The organism is Peribacillus sp. NPDC096447 (genome assembly GCF_044762725.1).
GTDB lineage: Bacteria > Bacillota > Bacilli > Bacillales > DSM-1321 > Peribacillus.
This window is the reverse complement of sequence record NZ_JBIWEV010000002.1, coordinates 1-19,571: the sequence shown is the minus strand read 5'-3', so window position 1 is coordinate 19,571 and position 19,571 is coordinate 1. Positions and strand designations below refer to the sequence as shown.

The 19,571-nt window shown below is 41.5% G+C and carries 17 protein-coding genes; 14 read left to right on the top strand and 3 right to left on the bottom strand.

The window, feature by feature from the left end; translation table 11 throughout:
* The first annotated feature begins 361 nt into the window (after positions 1–361).
* From miaB to mutL, 5 genes are all read left to right on the top strand, one after another.
* Positions 362–1,906, top strand: coding sequence for a tRNA (N6-isopentenyl adenosine(37)-C2)-methylthiotransferase MiaB (gene miaB / locus ACIQZD_RS06925; RefSeq protein ID WP_402900092.1), 1,545 nt, complete (start codon positions 362–364; stop codon positions 1,904–1,906).
* 1 nt (position 1,907) lies between these two features.
* A complete protein-coding gene (locus ACIQZD_RS06920; RefSeq protein ID WP_101224709.1) occupies positions 1,908–2,336 on the top strand; it encodes a YlbF/YmcA family competence regulator in 429 nt (142 codons plus the stop codon).
* Between the two features lie 212 nt (positions 2,337–2,548).
* On the top strand, positions 2,549–3,088 hold the full coding sequence (locus ACIQZD_RS06915) for an outer spore coat protein CotE (RefSeq protein ID WP_034313495.1): 540 nt from the start codon (positions 2,549–2,551) through the stop codon (positions 3,086–3,088).
* A gap of 272 nt (positions 3,089–3,360) precedes the next feature.
* A complete protein-coding gene (gene mutS / locus ACIQZD_RS06910; RefSeq protein ID WP_402900088.1) occupies positions 3,361–5,985 on the top strand; it encodes a DNA mismatch repair protein MutS in 2,625 nt (874 codons plus the stop codon).
* 23 nt (positions 5,986–6,008) lie between these two features.
* Entirely contained in the window at positions 6,009–7,949 is a 1,941-nt protein-coding gene (gene mutL, locus ACIQZD_RS06905; protein WP_402900085.1) for a DNA mismatch repair endonuclease MutL, read from the top strand.
* A 117-nt stretch (positions 7,950–8,066) separates the two neighbouring features.
* Here mutL and ACIQZD_RS06900 read toward each other — a convergent pair whose 3' ends face one another.
* Positions 8,067–8,717 (bottom strand): cupin domain-containing protein, encoded by a 651-nt coding sequence (locus tag ACIQZD_RS06900; RefSeq protein ID WP_402900082.1) that lies wholly within the window; start codon positions 8,715–8,717, stop codon positions 8,067–8,069.
* 334 nt (positions 8,718–9,051) lie between these two features.
* On the opposite strand from ACIQZD_RS06900, the gene ACIQZD_RS06895 reads away from it, so the two are divergent.
* The 4 genes from ACIQZD_RS06895 (at position 9,052) to ACIQZD_RS06880 (ending at position 13,047) form a co-directional block, all read left to right on the top strand.
* Entirely contained in the window at positions 9,052–10,944 is a 1,893-nt protein-coding gene (locus tag ACIQZD_RS06895) for an OPT family oligopeptide transporter (RefSeq protein WP_402900077.1), read from the top strand.
* The gene (locus ACIQZD_RS06890; protein ID WP_402900072.1) at positions 10,934–11,299 is read left to right on the top strand and encodes a PqqD family protein; all 366 of its coding nucleotides are present in this window, start codon (positions 10,934–10,936) and stop codon (positions 11,297–11,299) included. Before ACIQZD_RS06895 ends, ACIQZD_RS06890 begins: the two co-directional genes overlap by 11 nt.
* Before the next feature lie 219 nt (positions 11,300–11,518).
* On the top strand, positions 11,519–12,328 hold the full coding sequence (locus ACIQZD_RS06885; RefSeq protein WP_402900069.1) for an SDR family NAD(P)-dependent oxidoreductase: 810 nt from the start codon (positions 11,519–11,521) through the stop codon (positions 12,326–12,328).
* Positions 12,329–12,438: 110 nt separating this feature from the next.
* On the top strand, positions 12,439–13,047 hold the full coding sequence (locus ACIQZD_RS06880; RefSeq protein WP_402901991.1) for an SAM-dependent methyltransferase: 609 nt from the start codon (positions 12,439–12,441) through the stop codon (positions 13,045–13,047).
* A gap of 534 nt (positions 13,048–13,581) precedes the next feature.
* On the opposite strand, the gene ACIQZD_RS06875 is transcribed toward ACIQZD_RS06880, so the two are convergent.
* Positions 13,582–14,298: a GntR family transcriptional regulator gene (locus ACIQZD_RS06875; RefSeq protein WP_402901988.1), complete on the bottom strand. Its 717-nt coding sequence runs from the start codon at positions 14,296–14,298 to the stop codon at positions 13,582–13,584.
* Positions 14,299–14,576: 278 nt separating this feature from the next.
* On the opposite strand from ACIQZD_RS06875, the gene ACIQZD_RS06870 reads away from it, so the two are divergent.
* From ACIQZD_RS06870 to chbG, 5 genes are read left to right on the top strand one after another with little or no spacing between them, the layout of a single operon-like run.
* A complete protein-coding gene (locus ACIQZD_RS06870; RefSeq protein ID WP_048684685.1) occupies positions 14,577–14,885 on the top strand; it encodes a PTS sugar transporter subunit IIB in 309 nt (102 codons plus the stop codon).
* A 4-nt stretch (positions 14,886–14,889) separates the two neighbouring features.
* A complete protein-coding gene (locus ACIQZD_RS06865; protein ID WP_402900065.1) occupies positions 14,890–16,239 on the top strand; it encodes a PTS sugar transporter subunit IIC in 1,350 nt (449 codons plus the stop codon).
* 17 nt (positions 16,240–16,256) lie between these two features.
* Positions 16,257–16,604 carry a PTS sugar transporter subunit IIA gene (locus tag ACIQZD_RS06860; protein ID WP_289317078.1) on the top strand — a complete coding sequence of 116 codons (348 nt, stop codon included), beginning with the start codon at positions 16,257–16,259 and terminating at the stop codon, positions 16,602–16,604.
* Positions 16,601–17,944, top strand: a complete 1,344-nt coding sequence (locus ACIQZD_RS06855) for a 6-phospho-beta-glucosidase (RefSeq protein WP_402900060.1) — start codon at positions 16,601–16,603, stop codon at positions 17,942–17,944. The genes ACIQZD_RS06860 and ACIQZD_RS06855 overlap by 4 nt, the downstream gene beginning before the upstream one ends.
* Positions 17,941–18,672: a chitin disaccharide deacetylase gene (gene chbG / locus ACIQZD_RS06850; RefSeq protein ID WP_402900057.1), complete on the top strand. Its 732-nt coding sequence runs from the start codon at positions 17,941–17,943 to the stop codon at positions 18,670–18,672. Before ACIQZD_RS06855 ends, chbG begins: the two co-directional genes overlap by 4 nt.
* A gap of 95 nt (positions 18,673–18,767) precedes the next feature.
* Here chbG and ACIQZD_RS06845 read toward each other — a convergent pair.
* Positions 18,768–19,571: NAD(P)/FAD-dependent oxidoreductase (locus ACIQZD_RS06845; protein ID WP_402900054.1), on the bottom strand; the 804-nt coding region annotated here is incomplete at its 5' end.

The following is a 19,571-nucleotide window of genomic DNA, read 5'->3' as shown; positions in this document are numbered from 1 at the left end:
CATATACACGAGTAAATCGCTCAAATTCAAGAGTGAATTGCATGGTCTGCATTTGAAATAGCTGTGAGGAATAGTATCATCCTATCATTTTAATAAGAAGGGGCTAATTTCGTCTTAGCCTCTTCTTTCATGTTCTTATTTTCCGTATTTGTGAAAAATTTCTTACAATTCAAGAAGCCATGACAGAATGATTGTTTCTTGCTGTTAAAAGCTTTATACTATAATAATGTGGATATATCACACTTAAAAGCAAATATTTACTGGTAATTCCTAAAAAGGAATCCGTATAAAACCATTAGAAGATAGGTCTTGAAATAGTTGGTGAAAGAAATAAACTAACTATTTTGAAAGGAGATTAACCATGAACGAGAAACAACGATTAGAATCACAACAAGTACAGGCTGAGAATCCAGCGGACAAAAAATCCGAAAAGGACTTCAGTAAGTACTTTCAAGCCGTTTATATTCCGCCTTCCTTAAAAGATGCGAAAAAGCGAGGAAAAGAAGAAGTAGAATATCATGATGACTTTGCCATTCCTGAAGGTTTCCGTGGAATGGGAGAAGGTAAAAAGTTTTACATTCGTACTTATGGCTGTCAAATGAACGAACATGATACAGAAGTCATGGCGGGCATCTTTATGGCACTTGGTTATCAGCCGACAGACACGGTGGATGATGCTAACGTCATTTTACTTAACACTTGTGCGATTCGGGAAGGCGCAGAGAATAAAGTGTTCGGTGAATTGGGGCATTTAAAATCATTGAAATTGGAAAAGCCGGATCTATTGCTTGGGGTTTGCGGTTGTATGTCACAAGAGGAGTCAGTTGTAAAGCGGATTCTAGAGAAGCACCATTTTGTAGATATGATTTTCGGAACGCATAATATCCACCGACTGCCGCAAATTCTTAATGAAGCTTATCTTTCCAAGGAAATGGTCATTGAGGTTTGGTCTAAAGAAGGTGATGTAATCGAGAACCTTCCGAAAGTGCGTAAAGGAAAAACGAAGGCATGGGTCAATATCATGTATGGCTGCGATAAGTTTTGTACATACTGCATCGTACCGTACACAAGAGGGAAAGAAAGAAGCCGCAGGCCTGGAGATATCATACAGGAAGTCCGTCATTTAGCGGCACAGGGTTACAAGGAAATAACCCTGCTTGGACAGAATGTGAATGCTTATGGTAAAGATTTTACGGATATCGAATACCGTTTCGGTGATTTGATGGATGAAATCCGCAAAATCGATATTCCCCGTATTCGTTTTACGACAAGCCATCCCCGTGATTTCGATGATCACTTGATTGAAGTATTGGCTAAAGGCGGTAATCTCGTTGACCATATCCATCTTCCAGTTCAATCGGGAAGTACGGACACACTTAAAATCATGGCCCGTAAATATACACGTGAACAATATTTAGAGCTAGTAAAAAAAATCAAGGAAGCTATCCCAAATGTATCGCTAACCACTGACATCATTGTAGGTTATCCGAATGAAACGGAAGAGCACTTTGAAGAAACGATGTCTTTATACCGTGAAGTTGGTTTCGATGCGGCATATACTTACATCTATTCACCACGTGAGGGAACACCGGCTGCGAAAATGCAGGATAATGTACCGATGGAAGTGAAAAAGGAACGTCTGCAACGCTTGAACGCCCTTGTCAATGAAACGTGTGCATTGAAAATGAAGGAGTATGATGGGCAGATTGTTGAAGTGCTCGTTGAAGGCGAAAGCAAGAAGAATGCGGAAGTATTAGCAGGTTATACAACGAAAAATAAGCTCGTGAACTTCAAAGGACCAAAATCCGCTATTGGCCAAATCGTAAAAGTGAAAATCACCGGAACGAAAACATGGTCACTGAATGGGGATATGGTTGAAGAAGCAACGGCGATTGAGGTGGAGTAATATGACGAAATATACTAAAGATGACATTCTGAACAAAGCTGCCGAGCTTGCTGAAATGATCGCAAGCACGGAAGAAGTCGATTTCTTTAAACGGGCAGAAGCTCATATCAATGAAAACCAAAAAATCCGTGAAATGATCGCCAGCATCAAGAGCTTACAAAAACAGGCAGTAAACTTCCAGCATTACGGCAAAGAAAAAGCATACAGTCAAGTCCAGGCCAAAATTGATGCTCTGGAAAAACAATTGGATGAACTTCCGATCGTGCAAGAATTCAAACAATCGCAAGTGGATGTAAATGACCTTTTACAAATGGTTTCATCACAGGTATCGAATAAGGTGACGGACCTGATTATTGAATCGACTGAAGGAGACGTCCTTCGCGGTGAGACAGGTTCAAAGGTACAAGCAGGCGGCGGAAGCTGTTCATGAATATTAAAAAAGCCCTTCTGATTTCAGAAGGGCTTTTTTAGATGCGGAAATCCTTATACAGTGCCCATTCGTGACACATATCCCAAAACATGCGCATAAAATAACCTAGGTTTAAAACATTACAGCAGTTTTCAAACAATTAAAATTCTACGCACACTAGACTTTTACCACGCATAGGATGAATGGAAACTGTATGAGGAGGGTTCGCTAGCATGTCACAATATAGAGAGATAATTACTAAAGCGGTGGTGGCAAAAGGACGCAAATTCACAAAGTCCTCTCACACCATTTGCCCGGCTCATCATCCTTCTAGCATTCTAGGTTGTTGGATCATCAACCATAAATACGATGCAAAGAAAGTCGGCAAAAAGGTAGAAATTCACGGCAGCTACGAAATCAACGTCTGGTATTCCTATAACCAAAATTCGAAGACGGAAGTTGTAACTGAAAAAGTGCAATATACCGACGTTATTTCGCTGAAATACCGTGATCCCGATTGTCTTGATGACCATGAAATCGTTGCAAAAGCTGTCCAACAGCCGAATTGTTTAGAAGCTTGCATCTCCCCATGTGGACAAAAAATCATTGTCCATGTGGAAAGGGAATTCTTTGTGGAAGTCGTCGGCGAAACGAAAATTTGTGTCGCTGTAAGTCCAGATGGCCGCTGTGAGGATGACTGGGGCTCTGATTTCGATGATGAGGATTTCGAAGATTTAGATCCGGATTTCCTTGATGAATTCGAAGACGAATAGAATATAGAAATTAATACCGGATGACATTCCCTTCATCCGGTTTTATTTAATTTGAAGCGGGACAAGTCCCTTGCAGGACTGGCTATGAGAAAAAAATAGGGATGCAATGTTACTATATCCGTGCGTATGGCTTTGCAGATACAGCTAGCTCACAATTTAAAGGATAATTGATTTACCATGCAATTTCGAATACAGGCAATGTTGCTTTCCCGTATGTTATAATGAAGGACATAAATGTGTAATAGATTTTAGTTTGGAAAGGTTTTGAAGGAATGGCTGGATATACTCCGATGATACAGCAATATATAAAAATTAAGGCAGAGTATCAGGATGCCTTTTTATTTTTTCGTTTAGGCGATTTTTATGAAATGTTTTTTGACGATGCGCTGAATGCATCTCAAGAGCTCGAAATCACATTAACAAGCCGAGAAGGCGGTAGTGAAGAGCGAATTCCGATGTGCGGCATTCCGTATCACTCGGCTGCTAATTATATTGATATATTGATAGAAAAAGGTTTTAAAGTAGCTATTTGTGAACAAACCGAAGATCCGAAGCAAGCCAAAGGCGTGGTACGCAGGGAAGTTGTTCAGCTGATTACCCCGGGAACGAAAATGGATAGTAAGGGTCTTCGTGAAAAGGAAAATAATTATATTGCCACGATCACTTATTTCACGGATGGTCAGTTTGGCTTTGGATACAATGATTTATCGACAGGGGAAAATAAGGTCACTCTTATTGAGAGTTTCGAGGAAGTTCTGAATGAATTTGCCATCCTTGGTGCGAGTGAAGTGGTCATTGCCGAGGATTTCAATGAAGAATGGAAAAAAAAGCTGCAAGAACGGGGCGCTGCCGCTCTATCCCTAGAGAATAATTTGGATCAAAGCGAGTCATTCGTTGCACTGCTTCATCTGTTAAAAGACCAGAAACTGGCGATAACGACTTCACGTTTATTGAATTATCTATACCGTACCCAAAAACGCAGCCTGGATCATTTACAGCCAGTGCTTGCATATGAAACATCTCAATATATGAAAATTGATTATTATAGCAAACGTAATTTGGAATTAACTGAAACCATTCGTTCCAAAGGTAAAAAAGGCTCATTATTATGGCTGCTTGATGAAACGAAAACAGCCATGGGCGGAAGAATGTTGAAACAATGGATTGATAGACCGCTCATTAATAAAAAACAGATCGAGCGGAGACAAAGCCTTGTTGAAACCCTGAAAAATCAATACTTCGAACGGCAGGACTTACGTGAACGCCTGAAGGAAGTGTACGACTTGGAGCGGCTTGCCGGAAGGGTGGCCTTCGGGAATGTAAACGCTCGGGACTTGATTCAACTGAAACGTTCATTGCAACAGGTGCCAATCATTCGTGAAATCGTGAAGTCAATGGCTTCAAATCAGGATATTTCAATTCTGGCCGATAAATTGGATCCTTGCGAAGAAGTGACGGATTTGCTTGAAACGGCGCTTGTAGAAAACCCGCCATTGTCCGTGAAGGAAGGAAATATCATTCAGGACGGTTTCCATAAGGAGCTGGATACATACAGGGATGCCAGCAGAAACGGGAAAACTTGGATTGCACAGCTTGAACGGGAAGAGCGGGAACGCACAGGGATCAAATCATTGAAAATCGGATATAATCGTGTTTTTGGCTATTATATTGAAGTCACACGAGCCAATTTGCATCTGCTTGAAGAAGGCCGTTATGAACGGAAGCAAACTTTAACGAATGCCGAACGTTATATCACACCTGAGTTGAAAGAAAAGGAAGCTTTGATTTTACAAGCAGAAGAAAAAAGCATCAGTTTGGAATATGGCCTATTCCTCAATCTTCGTGAAGAGGTCAAAAGCTATATCCCGCGCTTACAGGATTTAGCGAAAGGTGTCAGTGAACTGGATGTCTTGCAGTGCTTTGCGACGATTAGCGAAGAACGCCATTATGTGAAGCCTGTCTTTTCTGATGATCGAAGAATCGTACTGAAGGAAGGCCGGCATCCAGTGGTCGAGAAAGTCCTTCAATCACAGGAATATGTCCCCAATGACTGCTTCATGGATGGAGACCGGGAGTTACTCTTGATTACAGGGCCGAATATGTCGGGTAAAAGTACGTATATGCGTCAGATAGCGCTAACATCGATTCTAGCGCAAATTGGATGCTTCGTATCCGCAAGTATAGCTGAATTGCCTATTTTTGATAAGGTGTTTACTAGGATCGGCGCGGCAGATGATTTGATTTCCGGCCAAAGTACATTCATGGTCGAGATGCTTGAAGCAAGAAATGCCATCATGAATGCGACAGAAAACAGTTTGATATTATTTGATGAGATCGGGCGGGGAACATCAACTTACGATGGGATGGCGCTTGCCCAGGCCATCATTGAATATATTCATGAGGAAATTGGGGCAAAGACTCTCTTTTCGACTCATTATCACGAATTGACAGTGCTGGCAGCGGAACTGCCAAAATTAAAAAATATCCATGTCAGTGCCATTGAGCAAAATGGAAATGTCGTTTTCCTTCATAAAATTAAAGAAGGTCCAGCAGATAAAAGTTATGGAATTCACGTTGCAAAGCTAGCTGATTTACCGGAGCAGTTAATAGATCGGGCGGCCGCAATTTTAGCGCAGCTGGAAAATGAAAATGGACAGGCAAAGGAGATTCCTGAACAGCCTTCTGCTGTAAAAGCACCTATTGCCGAAGTCGCCCAAGTAACATCCGTCAATGAGGCACAGCTTTCCTTCTTTGGGGAAGAGACTCCTAAAGGAAAAGTGAATTCCTCGCCTAAGGAAAAAAAGGTGCTCGATGACATAAAATCACTGGATATCCTTGAAATGACGCCGCTTGAGGCGATGAATACCCTTTATAAATTACAAAAGAAACTTAAATGAGATAATAAAGCGAGGCGATAAAAATGGGGAAAATCAAACAGCTCGACGAGGCTTTATCTAATAAAATCGCAGCTGGCGAAGTTGTTGAACGCCCAGCCTCAGTCGTTAAGGAACTTGTGGAAAACGCAATAGATGCAAACAGTACCATTATAGAGATTGAATTGGTGGAGGCTGGACTTGGTTCCATTAGGATCGTGGATAATGGCGATGGGATTTTGGCTGATGACATAGAAGCGGCATTTAAACGTCACGCCACAAGTAAAATAAAAGATGAAAATGATCTCTTCAGAATCCGAACACTCGGCTTCCGCGGTGAAGCAATGCCCAGTATTGCTTCAGTTTCCCGTTTTGAAATGAAAAGCAGCACTGGCGAAGGTGTAGGAACGCGCATACTTCTTGAAGGCGGCATGGTTAAGGAACTTGAGGCTTCATCCAGCCGTAAAGGAACGGATATCCTTGTTTCCGACTTGTTTTACAATACTCCTGCAAGGTTGAAGTATATGAAAACCATTCATACCGAGCTAGGAAATATTACGGATGTCGCTAACAGGCTCGCACTTTCGCACCCGGATGTTTCTATACGGTTAACACACAATGAGAAGCGTATCCTGCATACGAATGGTAACGGCGATGTCAGGCAGGTGCTAGCCGCAATCTATGGGACGAATATTGCCAAAAAGATGATTCCGGTTCAGGCAAGCTCCCTGGACTTCAAATTATCCGGATATATCGTCATGCCCGAAGTCACCCGGGCTTCAAGGAATTATATTTCAACCATGATAAACGGCCGCTTCATTAAAAACTATGCGCTCGTGAAAGCAATCCTGGATGGTTACCATACACTTCTACCTATTGGGCGTTTTCCAATTGCTTTGTTGAATATTGAAATGGACCCGATTCTTGTCGATGTCAATGTACATCCGTCCAAAATGGAGGTAAGGCTCAGCAAGGAACAGGAATTGTTCAGTCTTGTATCGGAAACGATCAAATCTTCGTTTAAAAAGATGTCTCTAATTCCAAGTGGATATACACCTACAGCAAAGCCGGAACAGGTGAAAAGTGAGCAAACTACTCTGGAATTGGACCATGTTGTGGAAAGCGGCAAGCGGGTCCTTGAAGAAGCCAAGAAAGAAGCTACACTCTTGAAGGATACCTTGATTCGGGAAAAGCAGGAACAAAAGAGTTATGGTGATCATAATGAAGATTTCAATTTTGAACCAATAAAGGAAATAATCTATAGCAATGAACAGCAGCAAATGGAAGATGTCTATGTACCGGTCTTACAAGTTGATAAAAGCAAACCATATTTCGAGTCAGCTGAAAAGTATACAACCTACACTGTCGAACAAGAGGAAGAAATCGAGGCGAATGAACATGCTAACCGCATCCCTCCCGTGTACCCGATTGGGCAAATGCATGGAACATATATTTTCGCCCAAAACGAAAAAGGTTTATATATCATAGACCAGCATGCTGCCCAGGAACGGATTAAATACGAATATTTTAAAGAGAAGGTCGGACGTGTTGAAAAAGAGCTACAGGAAATGCTGGTTCCCATCACCCTTGAATTTTCAACAGACCAATGTATCCGGATAAATGAATATCGGCATGAGTTGGAAAAAGTCGGCGTCTATTTAGAGGAGTTTGGCTACAACGCCTATATTGTCCGATCGCATCCACAATGGTTCCCTAAAGGAATTGAACAGGAAATCCTTGAAGAAATGATTGAACAATTGCTCTCGATGAAAAAGGTCGACATCAAAAAATTGCGCGAAGAAGCAGCTATCATGATGAGTTGTAAAGCCTCCATAAAGGCAAACCGTCATCTGCGCAATGATGAAATCCAAGCACTTTTGGATGAACTAAGGCGCACAACCGATCCCTTCACATGCCCTCATGGAAGACCTATCATCATCTCTTATTCCATTTATGAAATGGAGAAAATGTTTAAGCGGATCATGTAATTAAAAGCAATGGAGAACCCTAATGTAATGGGGTTCTCCATTGCTTTTTTCGATTTATAGATGCATCCATGAATAGGTATAGGCCTTGATCAGGTAAACTGCTTCCCAACGTTATCTTCAATAATAATATGGGGGATTGGGCTGGTAATGATAGTTGTATGCCGGGGCAGTGTACATTTGGTTATCATAGTGATTAATATATTGAGGATATTGCTGCATGTCTTCTTCGGCCGCTCGATGGCAGTTGGCTGGCGGACCGATGAATGTTGATGGCTGAACAGGTGCAATTGCTTTTTTCCATTGGTTTTCATCCATGCAATAAGTATGTGCCATAATTTTTGCAGGCGTCAATTTCAAGATATCCGAACCGAGGATCACCTCAGGTGTTGGTGCATTAAAAATGGCGAGCAAATGAGTATTATCCGTATTAGCCACTTCATAATGCCACCAACCTTGTGGGACGTTGGCTACTTGACCTGGTTTAATGGGATAATTTTGTATTTGCTTTGTAAAAGGATTCAGTAATGAAACGGTTGCCGCTCCAGAAATGCAATACACGAGCTCTGCTGCATTTTGGTGATAATGCGGTTCTACGACATTGTCTGTACTAAGGTAAATATCTAATAATGAAACATTTTCGAGTGTGTTCAATTGTTTGATACCTAATACATTTATATAGTTTTGATTGTCTTTTTTCATTAAATTGCTTTTATTAATATCGAAAAAGTATTGTGTGGATGGTGAAGTATAGTCCATATAGGAGACCATGAATTTATCATTCCTTTTTTAAGACTTGATTTTTCAGGATATGTTAGATCTCATTTTAATGTGCAATAACCCAGTGGGTTATTTGCCTATGGAGCTAATAAGGAGTATTGATGATACTGTCATTGAATGAATGATAGGCAGTGACTTCGTGTAACGTATTAGCTATGGTTATTATATCAATATTATTTTTATATATTTTAAAACCGAATCTACTAAACTAAATTTTTGATATAATCAAACTTTTGATAAGCGTAATTTTCCCATTGCATGACTTTAAATTACAGTGATATAATGTTCTCTGTGATTTTAAAGTTTAACATAGGAAGTGGCTAAATTGTCGAACAATTCGAAAGAGAGTAAATTCGTCCCGTACGTCTCTGCATCTAAATCTCTACCGGAAATGACTGCAACTGCAATCATTCTAGGGATCATTCTTGCAATCGTATTCGGGGCGGCAAATGCATACTTAGGCCTACTTATTGGTTTAACTGTCTCTGCTTCAATACCCGCGGCGGTAATTTCAATGGCTATATTAAGAGGGGTTTTTCGCAGGGATTCAATATTAGAAAACAATATTGTGCAAACGATGACCACGGCAGGTGAGGCTATTGGTGCCGGTGCTGTATTTACCATTCCAGCATTATTCATGTGGGACATGGACGTGAGTCAAGCATTCATCATTTTCGTTGTATTAACTGGGGGATTTTTAGGGGTCTTCATGATGGTTCCCCTTCGCCAGCTTTTGATTGTAAGGGAACATGAAACATTACCTTATCCTGAAGGTACGGCATGTGCCGAGGTCCTGAAGTCAGGAGAAAAGGGTGGTACAAGCGCTAAGCTAATCGGAGCCGGTTTGGTTATTGGCGGTGTGGTTAAAGGGCTTGGTGATGGGTTTAAGCTTTTCAAGACAGAGGTTGAAACAGGAATCACGAATTTTAAAAATGCAGTGGTTGGTCTTGATGCCTTTCCTTCCCTTTTGGGTGTAGGTTATATTATTGGACCGCGTGTTGCAGGACAAATGCTAGGTGGGGGGTTATTAGCCTGGGTCGTTCTTATACCGGCCATCAGCTTTTTTGGCGGAAGCAATGGAACAGCCATTTTCCCTTCTGATGTACCGATCGGTGAATTGGATGCATGGGGAATTTGGGATAATTATATACGCTACATTGGTGCTGGTGCCGTTGCAACTGGCGGATTGATCACATTGATCAAAACATTACCAATACTTTTCAGTTCAGTTTTCGATACTCTTAAAGGTGTAAAAGCCAATAAAGGGCAACTAAAATCAGGTTCGATCCGTACAGAACAAGACATACCGGCTAAATACGTTTGGCTGGGGACGATCATCGTTATTTTAATCATTGCTTTCACACCTATCACAGATGTAGGAATCATCGGTGCGATTGCAATTGCGATTTTTGGGTTTTTATTCGTGACAGTGGCTTCAAGGGTTGTTGGGATCGTCGGAAGTTCTTCTTCCCCAGTTTCAGGAATGACGATAGCCACACTATTGATTGTAGCGATTGTCTATAAAGCTACTGGTTTTACTGGTACGACGGGAATGGTAGCCGCTTTAACCGTCGCTGCAATCATTTGTACGGCTCTGGCGGTTTCAGGTGATGTTTCTCAAGATCTAAAAACAGGATATATCGTCGGCGGAACACCATGGAAACAACAAGTTGCCATGATGATCGGTGTTGTTGCGTCAGCTTCTGTCATTGGTTTTATCCTGGTTCTGATGGATAACGCATATACAATGGGATCTGCAGAACTGCCTGCACCTAAAGCGGCACTAATGAAAATACTTGCTGAAGGTGTTCTTGGAGGAGATTTACCTTGGACACTCATCTTTATCGGTGCGGCCATTTCGATCACATTAGAATTTTTCGGTCTAAATTCACTTGTTGTTGCTGTCGGCATTTACTTGCCGGTCCATACTAGTGCCCCAATCATGATAGGTGGATTTATTCGTTTCTTCGTTGAGTTTTTCTCGAAAACAAAAGAAGCGCTTAAAGCACGGGTTGATAGAGGTGTATTATTTGCCTCTGGTTTAATAGCGGGTGAATCATTGATTGGTGTACTTATTGCCATATTGATCGCAGCTGGTGTCCAAGTTCCGGCTGCGGCTAAATTAGCCAGCAATTTGCTACCTTTCCTACTATTCCTTGCTCTAGCTGGATTGCTATGGTTCGTATCCAGCAAAGGGAAAAAAGAAGATGCTTCGTAAACGCCAATCAAAAAAGAGGAACCTGTTAACCATGGTTCCCCTTTTGGAAAAACGCGTCACTATGGTACAAGAATCTTCGGAAGCAACTTTTTTAGTCATTCAAAGGACCAATTTTATGGAACGAATTACAATTCGTTTCTTTAAACAACCATCAGTCCGTAAAATCAAGCTTGATAAGTTTGGGGCATATGCCATTAAACAGATGGAGTTCCAAAGCAATGTAAATCAGATTTCTGAAGCGATGAGTGAACATTTTGGTGAGGAAGCAGAACCAGCCTTACCGAGGTTGATGAAATTCCTGGAAATTCTAGAGGCTCATGATTGGATCATATGGAATGATGAAGAAGAAAAATGAAAAAAGCTGAAGCACTTTTTGATGCTTCAGCTTTTTTCTGTTTTAAATTTGGTAAATCAAAAATTTTCATGGTTACGACATTTTATTAATCTACATATTTACGAAAGTGAACTTTGAGTATAATTATTTGTAACAACTTTATATATGTTTTATTCTTGTACCGTTAGTCATGATTAATAAAGCAAAAATATTCATATTTTGAAAAGCAGGTGGATTATTATGGGAAGAGTACAAGGTAAAGTAGCATTAGTGACTGGTGGAGCTTCAGGTATAGGGTTATCCATATCCACACTATTGGCTAAAGAAGGCGCAAAAGTCGTGATTGCTGATTTTAACGAAACAGGAGCGAAAGAAGCGGCTGAAAACATTAAAAAACAAGGTGGGGAAGCGGCTGGAGTATTCTTGGATGCTGGGCAAGCAGATTCCATCCAGGCAGCAGTCGACTTTACCATTGAACAATATGGAACGGTTACGGTACTTGTTAATAATGTGGGTTTAACTAACCTGGATAAAGATCTGGATGTCGTGAATTTAGATTTGGAAGAATGGGACCGACTTATGGATGTGAATTTAAAAAGTGTGCTATTGGGAAGCAGGTTTGCGATTCCTCACATGATTAAAGCGGGAGGAGGTTCGATTATCAATACGGCCTCCATGGCTGGTTTTACAGGTGACTCCGTACGATCTGCATATGGTGCATCCAAAGCGGGGGTAGTGAATTTGACCCGTTATATCGCTGCACAGTATGGTAAAGATCATATTCGATGTAATGGAGTGGCACCAGGTCTTATTTTAACTCCTGCAGCGAAAAATAATATGCCTCCGGCCGTACTCGATATTTTTGCCAAATTTAATGCATTGCCATATCATGGTGTAGCGGATGATATCGGTTATACCGTTCTATTCCTTGCATCCGATGAGTCCAAATTCATTACAGGTCAGACGATCCAAGTGGAAGGCGGTCATTATATGGCCAACCCAAGCATCTCTGATTTTAATGATTATGTAACTAAAGCAAAATCCAATTAATTGTCTGGACATTCCTAAAACAAAACCTTACCCTGGATTAGATCAACCTTTTCCGGGGTTTTTAGTTAGGAATCCCTTTATTGAAAAACCATGAAGCAGGTGCATTAACAATGGAAGAAACGAATTATGACGAAATGCTGAACATCAAAACGGAAGGTGAACAAAAAAACTTCAATGATTCTTTGCATTATCACCGATACGAACCTACGCCATACAGCGCATTAGAACATTTATTCAAAAAATATGCACTGAAAAGAAATGATCGCATCGTGGATTTTGGATGCGGTAAAGGACGCTTGAATTTTTTCATCCATCATTTATATCAATCATCTGTGGTCGGCGTGGAGATGAATGAAAATTTCTATAAAGAAGCAATCGAAAATCTGAATGGCTACATGAAGAAAAGGAAAAACATCAATGGCAATATAGAATTCCGCTGCTGTTTGGCGGAAGAATATGATATTGATATGAAAGACAATCGCTTTTATTTCTTTAATCCGTTCTCTGTTCAGATTTTCATGAAAATCATCAATAATATATTGCTTTCCTTTGAAAAAGAACCGCGCCAAATCGAACTGATTTTATTCTATGCTTCACAGGATTATATTTTTTTCCTCGAAAATCAAACCGCCTTCGAATTGAAAAACGAAGTGATGTTACCTGGCTTGACTGAATCTAATCCTTTTGAGAAATTCGTCATATACCAATTGTCAATTTGAATGGATACTCGTTTTTTGGTGATATTCAAGCAAATATTAAAAGCCCCCAAGCGATATTTCATAGGTGCTTGGGTGCAATGGAGTAACGAACCATGATGGGTGCTTAATTTACCGTGCCATTTGCGCCGACTGTCTGCAAAGCCTCATCAAAGCAAGCGGCGGTGGGGTCTCGGCTAGCCAGTTATTCCGCAGGAGTGACGCAAATTTCTTCAATCCAATGAAGTTTCACCCATAAAAAAGTAAAAAACATGAAGGGTAACTAAGTCTTCCGAACCTCCTTTTATCGACAAAAGGGTTTCTATCTAAATTTTAAAACTAAGTTGATTGGAGCGGGTGTTCGAGACCCCTGCGGGAAAAGCGCGTCCAGGGGAGACCCCGCAGGCGCCGTGGAGGCTCCCGGACCGCCCGCGGAAAGCAAGTGCCTGGAGTGGAATTCAACGTTCCAATTTTACAAACCCCTAAAAAAATCGAGTTTGTCTACTGTCTGGGATGCCTTAATTAATTAGGCATCCCTCTTTTTTTATATATTTATAATCAATAGTTCCGCTCGATGACAAAGTGCGCACGATCGGCTCTAAAGAGAGTTTTAGAGAATTCAATGACCGATCCGTCATTCTCATATGTGTAAGTTTCCAATGAAAAACAAGGTGAGCCGTTCGGTACGTCCAATTTGTCAGAAATGGAATCGTCGGCAAGTGAAAACTCCAAGTGTTCGACTGTTTTTTTTACTTTTAAATTGAATTGTGTCTCAAGTACTTTAAAGAGTGATTTTTCGCAGGCTTCGATATTAAGCCCGGGTGTTTTATACCAAGGGAGAAAGGCAATTTCATATTGAAGGGGGATGTCGTTTACGTAACGTATCCGTTCCAGTTTATTTACGGGGTCTCCAATATTTTGTTTGAAAAGCTTGGCAAGGGTAGCGTTTGCTTCAATCACCTTTAAGCTAATGACCTTCGTAGAAGGGTTTTTTCCTTGCATCGTGACTTGCTCAGAGAATTTTTCAACCGTGCTTGTAAGAAATTGCTTCACTTTATTCTCCGAAACGAAAGTCCCTTTGCCTTGAACACGGTAAATGTAGCCTTCGACGTTCAATTGCTGTAAGGCCGTGCGAACTGTTGTCCTGCTTACTCCGTATATTTTACAAAATTCAGCCTCGGTCGGTAATTTTGTATTTGGTTGATATTCGCCATTTTTTATGAGATCGATAATCGATTCCTTAACTATGGAATGCAATGCCGCTTCTTTATTCATGGTCTCCACAGTGATTCCTCCTATGTTCATTCCCAATATATACATATAGATTATCTCGGATAAGTTCAATAATCAACTTTAAATTGAAAATTTGTAGTAACAAATTAAAAATTGTGTTGATATTTTTTCGATTTGTAACTACAATGTATGTATGGAGGCAATAATACCCATTTCATATCCAAGGGAAGTGATAAAAAAGTAACATCGATTATAAAAAATGCGGTTTAGTCTTACTTAAAAATACTGAATAATCAATCATTAAAAGGGGGGTAATTTCAATGAATATCTTATTATGTTGTTCTGCAGGGATGTCTACTAGTTTATTAGTTACCAAGATGGAGGAAAGTGCAAAAAAACAAGGGGTAGAGTGTCATATATGGGCGGTTGGTTCTACAGAAGTGAACAATGAAATAGATAAGGCCGATGTGATTTTATTAGGTCCGCAGGTTAGATATCTTCTTTCCAAGCTACAGGAAGCGGGGAAAGAAAAGGGTATTCCAGTTGCAACCATCAATCCAATGTTCTATGGACTATGTAATGGTGAAGAAGTACTAAAACAAGCCACTACTTTAATAAAAGGAGAATAAGGATATGATGACTTTTATTGATAAGTATATTATGCCTGGGGCGGTAAAGGTGGGAAATAACCGGCATTTGCTTGCAATTCGTGACGCATTGATTGGAATGATAGCGATTACAATGATCGGGTCCTTCGCCGTCCTGTTTAATAATCTCGGGCAAGTCATCAAGCCTTACGGAAGAATGATGGAGGCCATCTTCGGTCCTGCATGGAATACGCTCGGCGGTGATATTTGGTTTGGAACCTTTGCATTCATGACGGTATTCGCTGTATTCGGCATTTCTTATAAATTGGCACGATCATACGGTGACGATGGTTTTGAAGCGATGCTGGTTTCCGCAGCCTGTTTCTTCTTATTATTACCTCAAATCGGCAATGTCACTTTAACCATCGATGATAAGGATGTAACAGGAGGGGCATGGGGTTTTGTAAGCGTTAACTATTTTAATGCTACAGCCCTATTTACAGGAATTGTCGTTGCCTTAATTGCCACTGAAATTTTTGTGAGACTTTCACGAGTGAAATATTTAGTCATCAAGCTTCCTGATGGGGTACCCCCAGCGGTCGCCCGTTCATTTGCAAAGTTAGTGCCGGGTATGGCGACGATATTTATCGCAGGTGTATTTGGACTGCTATTCCGTAAAGCTACGGATGGGCAGGTATTGAATGACTGGTTGAGTAAAGTGATTGTATCTCCATTACAAAGTGCAGTAGATTCATTGCCATTCGCTATTTTACTAGTATTTCTTGTTCATTTATTATGGATGATCGGTTTGCATGGACCCAATATCCTTGGTGGGATAACGACACCGCTTTTTGAAAGTTCGGGTGTGAAAAATATTGATTTATATGCAAAAGGCGTCAAAGACATGGACCAATACGGGGTATTGGCGGGTTCTTTCCTGGATGCATTTGTTTATTTAGGCGGATCTGGTGCAACATTGGGCCTGATCATTGCAATGATCATTGCCGGCCGAAAACGGTATAAACAGATGATTGCACTCGGAGGGGCACCAGGAGTGTTCCAGATTAACGAACCCATTCTTTTCGGATTGCCTATCGTTCTGAATCCAATGTGGTTCATCCCATTTGTTCTCGGCCCGGTAATTACAACGGTGATCTCTTATATCGCGGTAAGCAGCGGAATGGTTTTCCCGATCGTTGCTAAGATTCCATGGGTTACCCCTCCGATTGTTGGTGGATTCCTGGCCACAGGCGGGCATGTGTCTGGAGCGGTCTTGGCTGCGATCAATCTAGTCATTTCAACAGCTATTTATTTACCATTCGTTTATGCTCAAGTGAAGATAGACACCAAAAATGAAACAAAGCTTACAAAAGATTCAGAAACGCTAAGCGTTTAAGAAAGTAGTGATGAAAAATGGAAAAAGAAGAATTATACCAGCTATCCTTTCAATTGATTTTATATAGCGGGAATGCGAGAAGCTTTGCAATGGAAGCGTTGCAGGAAGCAAAGAAAAAGAATTTTGATTCTGCCCGTTTGAAAATCGCCGAGGCGGAAACGGAATTACTGCAGGCACATAAATACCAAACCCAATTAATCCATGCTGAAGCGGGAGGGGACCATTTTGATCTTCCCATCATCCTGGTGCATGCACAAGATCATTTAATGACGGCGATGACAGTAAAGGATCTTGCAATGGAAATGATCGATCTACGCGAAGAATTCTTACATGCAAATGTTGTGAAGGAGAGGACTGCCGAATGAGCAAGGGGCTGAAGATTGTCACGATTGGCGGAGGATCGAGCTATACGCCAGAACTGATCGAAGGTTTCATCAAATATCATGAAGAACTTCCCGTAAGTGAAATTTGGCTCGTGGACATCGAAGCGGGAAAGGAAAAGCTTGAAATTGTCGGGAATTTGGCAAGAAGGATGATTGAAAAGGCTGGTGTGGATATTGATGTCCACCTCACGCTAGATAGAAAGAAAGCGCTTAAAGGCGCAGATTATGTAACAACCCAGCTGCGGGTTGGCCAGCTCGCAGCAAGGGCACTTGATGAAAAGATTCCATTGAAACACGGAGTGATCGGACAGGAGACGAATGGACCTGGCGGGCTTTTCAAGGCTTTTAGAACGATTCCCGTCATTCTGGATATTGCTCATGAAATGGAGGAATTATGTCCGGAAGCATGGCTGATTAACTTCACGAATCCTGCAGGAATGGTAACGGAAGCAGTTCTGCGTCACAGTAATATTTCCAAAATAATCGGACTTTGCAATGTGCCGATTGGTATGGAACGAGGTGTTGCGGATTTGATGAATGTGGAGCCATCAAGAGTCCGGATCGACTTTGCCGGCTTGAACCATATGGTTTACGGATTGGATGTATTCGTTGATGGCGAGAGTGTCAAAGATCAAATCATCAATTTGATTACGGATCCAGCTAAAGCTGTCACGATGAAGAATATACATGCAATGGGCTGGGAGCCGGAATTCCTGAGAGCGTTAAACCTGTTTCCGTGTCCATACCATAACTATTATTACAAAACGGGAGATGTGCTGGCCCAAGAATTGAAGGATGCAGAAAAAGGGGAAACACGTGCAGAGGTCGTTCAAAGACTTGAAGCAGGTTTATTCGAGCTATACAAAGACCAGGATCTGGCTATCAAGCCGCCACAGCTTGAAGAGCGCGGAGGTGCGTACTACAGCGATGCGGCTGTGCGGTTGATTTGCTCGATGCATACGGATAAGCGAGATATTCAAGCGGTAAATACGGTCAACCATGGTGCGATTGAAGGCATCCCTTACGGCTCGGCGATCGAAACCAGTTGCGTGATAACTAAGGATGGTCCTAAGCCGATCAATGTAGGGGAGCTTCCTGTCGCTGTCCGCGGATTAATTCAGCAAATCAAATCCTTTGAAAGGGTAGCCATTGAAGCTGCAATTTCGGGGGACTATGATACTGCGTTGCTTGCCATGACGATCAATCCACTCGTTCCAAGTGACCGGGTTGCAAAGCTTATCTTAGACGAAATGCTGGAGGCACATAAAGATTATCTGCCGCAGTTTTTTGAAAAAAAGGAGTTGCAGGATAATTTATCATGATTGAAGTCCTTGTAAATGCAGATGATTTCGGGTTAACTAAAGCGGTGAATTATGGGATTTTGGATAGCCACAAATATGGAATTGTCAATTCGGCAACAATCATGATGAATGCGAAAGCAACGGAGCATGCGATTGAAATCGCAAAGAAGACACCATCGTTGAAGGTAGGTATACACTTAGTGCTGACATGGGGGAAACCTTTGTTGAGTGATGTTCCGAGTTTGGTTGATGAATCTGGTTTCTTTAAGAAGCAAGGGTTGGTCTATGGGGATCCTACCGGTATCTCCTTGTGCGAATTGGAGAGGGAGTGGTCAGCACAAATCGAAAGATTCTTGGAATTTGGTCTATTCCCGACTCATTTTGACAGCCATCATCATGTACATGGGATCACAGCATTTCTACCGGTTATTAAAAAGCTGTCAGATAAATATGGATTGCCAGTGCGTAATGCCGGAACGCACCTTGCTGGGATACAAACCGTTACAGATGTATTCCTGGATGATTTTTATGGAGAAATGGTGGTTGAAGATTACTTTCAAAACTTGAAGGGGAAGGTAATGGATGGGGCGAGCGTGGAGATTATGACTCATCCTGCTTATATGGATGAAGAATTGATGGAAGTCTCCTCTTATAATGATAAACGCTTAAAAGAAACCCGGATTTTGACAAATGCAAAATTACCTGAGGGATTTTTCCTTAGATTCAGCATCAACCAGGTTAACATTTGATTTTGATAAATATAGCCCATCTAATTGCAAAAGAGGACCATTCATCCAAATGATGAATGGTCCTTTTAAATTAAATGAGTGCTTTATCTTAAAAATTAATAAGCCAAGCTGAATAGGGCTTTGATGTGTGATAGATAGCGAACATTACTTGCTTCTTTCATCAATGTAGCAGGAAGGCCTTTAAGGGACGTGTTATTGGCCCCAACCGTTGCCACCGCATCCTTACGGCCAAGGCTCGCAAGTGTACCTGAGTTTACAGGTGAAAATGCTTCAAGCTTCTTGCCTTCAAAGGCTGCGAATAGGTTGTAACCAACAAGCTCACCCATTTGCCAAGCATTTTGAGCAGTAGGAGCGTATGGACGGCCGCCTTCTGGAGGGAAAGCAACGGCACTGTCTCCGACAACGAATACGTCTTTATGGGATTTGGATTGCAAATACTCATTAACGGTTGCTTTGCCGCGATCCACTTCAAGGCCTGATTCGCCTACGATAGGAAGAGCCGCAACTCCGCCTGTCCAAACAAGCGTATTGGCCGTTATCGTTTGTCCATCTTTCAATTCGATTTGATTGCCTTTAACACCTGTTACAGGCAGACCTGTCAAGAATTCAACGCCGCGTGCTTCCAAGCTTGTCATCGCACGTTCGATTAGGTGGTCAGGCAGGACCGGAAGGATTTTTGGACCAGCTTCCACAAGCTTGATTTTCAAGTCCTTGAAGTCCACTCCGAACTTTTTGGCGATTTTAGGGAAATGATCCACGATTTCACCGATTAGCTCGACGCCCGTCAATCCGCCGCCGCCGATCACGATGGTAGCGTCCGCTTCATTATTCGTTTGTGCATATTCGCGAATGCGATCTTCGATATGTTTGTAAATCTTGTTTGCATCATTTACGGATTT